General features: G+C 30.4%; 6 protein-coding genes. 2 read left to right on the top strand and 4 right to left on the bottom strand.

Annotated features, from left to right (window positions below):
• The coding region (locus B3I31_RS04860) for a hypothetical protein (protein ID WP_291048101.1) at positions 1–326 on the bottom strand (326 nt) is incomplete at its 3' end.
• Between the two features lie 609 nt (positions 327–935).
• On the opposite strand from B3I31_RS04860, the gene B3I31_RS04865 reads away from it, so the two are divergent.
• A complete protein-coding gene (locus B3I31_RS04865; RefSeq protein ID WP_286496213.1) occupies positions 936–1,757 on the top strand; it encodes a hypothetical protein in 822 nt (273 codons plus the stop codon).
• A gap of 52 nt (positions 1,758–1,809) precedes the next feature.
• Here the strand turns inward: B3I31_RS04865 and B3I31_RS04870 are convergent, their stop codons facing one another.
• From B3I31_RS04870 to B3I31_RS04880, 3 genes are all read right to left on the bottom strand, one after another.
• Positions 1,810–3,102, bottom strand: coding sequence for a serine hydrolase domain-containing protein (locus tag B3I31_RS04870; RefSeq protein WP_291048098.1), 1,293 nt, complete (start codon positions 3,100–3,102; stop codon positions 1,810–1,812).
• A gap of 167 nt (positions 3,103–3,269) precedes the next feature.
• The gene (locus B3I31_RS04875) at positions 3,270–3,704 is read right to left on the bottom strand and encodes a hypothetical protein (protein WP_219035348.1); all 435 of its coding nucleotides are present in this window, start codon (positions 3,702–3,704) and stop codon (positions 3,270–3,272) included.
• 149 nt (positions 3,705–3,853) lie between these two features.
• Positions 3,854–4,795: an MBL fold metallo-hydrolase gene (locus tag B3I31_RS04880; RefSeq protein ID WP_219035347.1), complete on the bottom strand. Its 942-nt coding sequence runs from the start codon at positions 4,793–4,795 to the stop codon at positions 3,854–3,856.
• 121 nt (positions 4,796–4,916) lie between these two features.
• Between B3I31_RS04880 and B3I31_RS04885 the strand changes: the two genes are divergently transcribed.
• Positions 4,917–5,822, top strand: coding sequence for a hypothetical protein (locus B3I31_RS04885; protein WP_291087674.1), 906 nt, complete (start codon positions 4,917–4,919; stop codon positions 5,820–5,822).
• Positions 5,823–5,836: the final 14 nt, after the last annotated feature.

The following is a 5,836-nucleotide window of genomic DNA, read 5'->3' on the forward strand; positions in this document are numbered from 1 at the left end:
TTAACAAGGGGAAGATTACACCCAAATAAATATCTGACCATAATAAGGAAATATTCAAAATTATATTTATCATCATTTTTAGAGAAGATAACAATTGAATCAGAGAAGTTAACGATATACACTTCAGTATCACTATAGCATCCATCAAGATGAGTACTATAATTTGTTTTTTCTATACTTTTTTTGAATTTGTTTATAGAGGTTAATCTAGAATAAATTTCATCATGAGTATTTCTCATAATACTATCTTTGAAACCTAATATATCTAAAAAAGCTACAAAACGAAAATCAGTTGTTTTCCAATTTGTTTTTATTGTATTAGTCATTAAATCTTGATTTTATTTACTTTTAAAATAGTTAATAATATTTTTTTTTACACTCAAATATACCAAAAAATCACAATCAAACCCCTTATTGTAAAACTACAATCCTACAAATTTTCTCCCACTTTTGCTCGTGTTTTCTTTTACTAATTGTCAAAAAAGAATATATAAATAACGTTGCATAACCCAAAAAGCTCCTGAGAGGAGCTTTTTTTGTGGAGTATATACTATTTTAAAAACTAAGGTTTTCACTACTTCGCATTCTACGTAAGCATAAAAAAAAGCAGTAATCATATAAAATACTGCTTATATAGCTTAAAACTAAACTTCGATAACTCCATAAGAATTAAAAGCTAACTTCGGTTCCGTTCAACAGGCTTCCATCTCATGCCCTCTGGGCAAGACGAAAGCTTAGTTATTGTGCGACGTTTTTATTCTAAACAGATGTGTTTTAACTTACCCGAGTCCTCGGTTGATTATAAACAGGTGTGTTTTACCTTATCCGAGTCCTTGGTTGATAACAAAGAAATTTATTTTTAACTATAATTAGTGAGTTTTAGACGAATTAAAACGTTTATTTTTGGCGTAATATTAATTGAGACTTTCTAAAAAATGAAAAAACTATTTTTATTGACAACATTCTTTATGGTGTCAGCACTTTTTGCTCAACAAGCGACTAATACGTTAGAAGGCGTTTTTACAACAAAAGCAAAAGATGAATTATATAATCCATTGAAATTTGATGGAAAAGGAAGAGTAACAATCGGTGAATTTGATGAGGTTGGTTACGAATTTACAGAACGCAATGATTCGGTTATAATATTTGTCGAAAAAACGGTTTTTATCTTCAAAAAAGAGAAAAATCAATTAAAAGGAATTTCAGATTGGGTGGATAAAAAAGTGTATAAATCAAATTTGAAATCTTTCGAAAATAAACCTCAATCAGATTCTAAATTAGCACAACGTGCAAATTGGATGGCAGAGAATTATGATATTAATTTTAAAAATAATGCAACCTATTTGTTTGATTTTGATGAAGAAAGTTTAACTAAAAAATTAAAAGAAAATGAAGCTGCAAATGCAAAACTGTGTAAAGAAGGTTTTGATGAAAGTTGTAAAGTAGTTTTTGCCTATAAATTTGCTGAACAATCTGGTGGTGTTTTCGAAACATTAAGTGCAACAGAAGAGTTGAAATTAAAACCAAATAAAGAGTTACAGCAATTAGCACAACGTGTGATTGATTTAGGAAATCCAGATGGATACGGATTATTTTATACGTATTACTATTTTACAGGAGAAAAGGAAAAAGCGGAAGAGTTTTTACAAAAAGGATTAGATTTAGGATCTAAGTATTGTACAGAGATTTCATTAAATTCTGCTTTAAGTGAATTTGGAGAAGGCTTACAATCGGAAGTAGAAGAATCAGAAGATTAATTCGAACAAATTATCATATAAAATAAAAGCTCAACATTAGTTGAGCTTTTTGTTATTTAGTCAATAAATATTTTGCAACAGCATGATAAGCTGGTAACGAATACGGGTCGTTCGCACTATTCGATGCAACCGGATTGGAAGCAAATCGCACAATAACCATTTCCGCTTTTGGATCAACATAGATCGCTTGACCATGAACGCCACGCGCCATAAATGCTTGATGCTCATTATTGGTTACCCACCACATATCTTTGTAGCTCCAGCCTTTTAGAAGTTTATAATCTGCCTTTGCAAAAGCTTTTTGATTTCCTCCTTTTTTTATTTCGTCAACCAATTTTTTAGGCAAAATTTGATGATTATTAAAGTAACCATTGTTTCTTATCATTTCTCCAAACATTGCCAAATCTCTAAGGTTTGCATTAAATCCACCTCCTGCAAAAGCAATTCCAGCACCATCAATCTGGTAATATCCATCAAAGTTAGTTCCCAACGGTTGCCAAAATTTTTCAGATAGAATTTGAGCCAAAGGTTTATTCAATACTTTTGTAATAATCCAACCCATCACATCAGTATTCACTGTTTTATAACCAAAAGCTTCGCCATGTTTACCATTTTTCTTGACTGTTTTTAGATAATCATAATAATTTGTAGGTCCATTATAATTAGCAGGTTTAGGAAAAGGATTTCCAGCAGCCGAAAAAGCCCACACTTCTGCATTCGGATCGCTGTAATCTTCACTATACTGTAAAGCTGTGGTCATGTCCAAAACTTGACGAATCGTAGCATCACCAAAAGCTGAGGTTTTCAATTCAGGAATATAATCACTACATTTTTTATTCTCATCTAGAATACCTTCGGCAACTAACATTCCGCCCAATGTACCCGTTAAGGTTTTACTAACCGACATCAAGGTATGAGTTCCGTTTTTGTTTAGTTCTCCAAAGTAATTCTCATAAACAATAGCGCCTTTGTGTAAAACAATAATTCCATCGGTATAATTTTTTTGCAAAGATTCTTTCCATGTCATAGTTTCTTTAGTTTCTAAAGGAGTAAAAGTCACATTATCGATAGATTGATCCAATTTAGTTGCCCAAGTATATCTGTTTTCTTGTGCCGAAGCAACATTTACAGTTGGGAAAAACTCGCGCATATGACAAACGCTGTAACGCAAAGCCGGAAAGTTAAAAAAGCTACCATCTATAGCGGACAAAATATCTTCTTTTGCAGGTGGAAACCCTTTCATCCAATTAAAATTCTTTGGATCCGATTGCTCTGCAGTCAAGAATTGTTGTCCATAATTCATTTGCGTCATCACTAAAATTAAACAAACTAATATTTTTTTCATAGTTGTACTATCTATTTGGTTGATAAATGAAGTAGAGGAGAAGCTTGCTTCTCAAATTTACGAAAACCATTTTAAACTTTATTTTATTAAAAATCGGTGAATTCGAAAGAATAATAAGGTCAAATAACAAGACGAATTCACCGACAAGTTTTGAAGTATTCGATTGATTAGATCTCAACTTCTCGTTCAGAATTTGTGCAATTACTATGAACGATATAATCGATTAGTTTTCCGTTTTCAAAACACAACATTAAATCTTCTTCATAAATTGATGTATGTGTCAATTGGTTAAATTGTAATAATTTTCCTTGTGAGATTTTAATGATTCCAGAATACCAGCTCGCAAAAACTTCTTCTCTTCTCGGAAACAAATAATTCAATTCAACTTCATCCAAACCATCCAAATATCCTCTGAAATTAATCAAAAACAATTCGTCATTTCTCAATTCCCATTTCCCATAATATCCTCTCCAGCATGTTGGCGAAGGTGGAGTAAAATAAGGTGGATGATTTAATTCTCTAAAATAATGATGTAATGGTTGTTCGGCTATAATATATTGTTGGTTGTCGATTAATAAAATTTCTCCTATTTGCGCGATCATTTTTTCTTATGGTTTATTCAAATGTAAAATAGCCATTCGAATAAATGAAAAATCAATAGTGCTAATTTATCAAAATAATAAAAATTGACCGACTAAAATAAATAGTTGAAAATTATTTTGTCTTTAAATGATAAATTCGTATTTATTATTTATTTAAGAGTTATTCTTTCACCTTGTTGAGGGAAAATATAATTGATGTTATATGGATTATCTTTTAACAATTCGTCTTTAATTTTTTGCTCATAATCATCTTTTGGCTTGATATGAGTAACGATAATTGTTAAACCTTTCAACCTACTTTTTCCAACTTCTTTCGCTAATTCGCCTAATTCTTCGTTCATTAATTTTGGGGTTAAATGACCAAATAATAATTTTTCGGGTTGAGAATTCGGAAAAGAAACTTCTAACATCATTGTTTTTAATTTTCCTGATTTAATTTTAGGTGAAATTGCTTTCCAAATAGTTGATAAGTTTTGAGTTTTTTCGATACGATCAGCTCCTGTATCACCAAAATATAAGACTGCATTTGAACCATTTTCGACTAATATTGCTGAACTTTTTAAAGGGTTTACATGACTCAATTCGTAAATAGTTCCTGTGAAATTAGTACCTTCTATTGTGAAAGGTATTCCTATTTCTGCGTATTTGTAGTAATATTTATTCAAAATTGGCGATTCACCTTCATTGGCAAAATTTGCCCAAGCATCATTGGTAAAATATTTATTTTTTAAAACTGAAATTGTTTCAGAAATACCATAAATAGGCTTGTTAGAATCTTCTGGAGAATTAATAATCATCCCAGAAAGATGATCCAAATGTCCATGTGAAATAAAATATCCTTTGATATAGTTTTTCAGAATTTTATTGTTTTGTTCTTCAAAAGTACCTTTCTCTATTGCTTTATTGATTCCAGAAAGAATTGTTCCTGCATCCAATGCTAAATAGCTGTTTGTTGTTTCTTCACCAATCAAATAAGATGAAAGATTGCTTTCATTGCTACCTCCATAAACACCAAGTGGAACAATCTGAATATTTTGTGCTGATGCAATCATCGAAATTCCGAATCCAATACTTAATAGATATTTTTTCATAAAAAGAATTTTAACAAAAATACAACTGAAAAGTATTATTAAACTAAAATATCCCCATAGTTTCTAAAAACTTTAGTATTTTCACATTTCTTTAAAAATTAACGCATAAAAATTAGTTAGAATGAAATCGAAATTATCTACTAAAATATTGAAAAATTATGCGACTCAACTGATGATGAAAAAAGCAATGTATGCAGCTGCAATTGCTTTATTGGCAACGAATGTTGATGCGCAAAAGAAACCTCTTGATTTGACTGTTTTTGATGAATGGCAATCAATCGGAATGAAAGAATTATCAAATAATGGTTCGTGGGTTGCTTATCAAGTATATGCACAAGAAAGCGATAATACATTGAACTTTTTTGGTTTGAAAACAGATAAAAATCTAAGTTTTCATCGTGGTGAACAAAGTGTTTTTACAGCAGATTCTAAATTTGCCGTTTTTAAAATTCGACCTTTTTACAAAGATTTGAAATTGGTTCGAATCAAAAAGAAAAAGGAACATGAAATTGCTAAAGATTCAATCGGAATATTAAATCTTGCAACAAATCAAGTCGAGAAATTACCAAATATAAAATCATTCAAAACACCGAAAAAAGGAGGTTCTCTTTTAGCTTATTTATTAGAAAAAGAAGAAACGAAGAATGATAAAAAAGACAAGTCAGATTCTACAAAAACGAAGGATAAAGTTGCAAAATCAGCTGGAAAAGATAAGAAAGATACGCCGTTAGAATTGGTGTTGAGAAATTTGATTTCAGGTCAGAGAAAATCATTCAAAAATGTGATGAATTATGAGTTTAGCGAGAATGGTAAGCAATTAATTTTTTCGACTAAACAAGAGAAAAAAGATAGTTTAGATAAAACTAAATATGGTGTTTTCTTAGTGAATACAGCAACGTTTGTTCAAAAACAATTGGTAGATACAATTGGTGATTTTAAACAATTTGCGTTTGATGAATTAGCAAATAAAGTCGCTTTTGTTGGAACTTCTGACGAAGAGAAAAAGGAAAATAAAACATATTATTAACCCGTAGTGCATTT

This window comes from Empedobacter sp. UBA3475, assembly GCF_002378465.1.
GTDB lineage: Bacteria > Bacteroidota > Bacteroidia > Flavobacteriales > Weeksellaceae > Empedobacter > Empedobacter falsenii_B.

What these genes read in the sequence shown, in the direction of transcription:
- B3I31_RS04865 (WP_286496213.1), top strand. Translation starts at nt 936, where the DNA reads ATGAAAAAACTATTTTTATTGACAACATTCTTTATGGTGTCAGCACTT.
- B3I31_RS04885 (WP_291087674.1), top strand. Translation starts at nt 4,917, where the DNA reads ATGAAATCGAAATTATCTACTAAAATATTGAAAAATTATGCGACTCAA.
- B3I31_RS04870 (WP_291048098.1), bottom strand. Translation starts at nt 3,102, where the DNA reads ATGAAAAAAATATTAGTTTGTTTAATTTTAGTGATGACGCAAATGAAT.
- B3I31_RS04875 (WP_219035348.1), bottom strand. Translation starts at nt 3,704, where the DNA reads ATGATCGCGCAAATAGGAGAAATTTTATTAATCGACAACCAACAATAT.
- B3I31_RS04880 (WP_219035347.1), bottom strand. Translation starts at nt 4,795, where the DNA reads ATGAAAAAATATCTATTAAGTATTGGATTCGGAATTTCGATGATTGCA.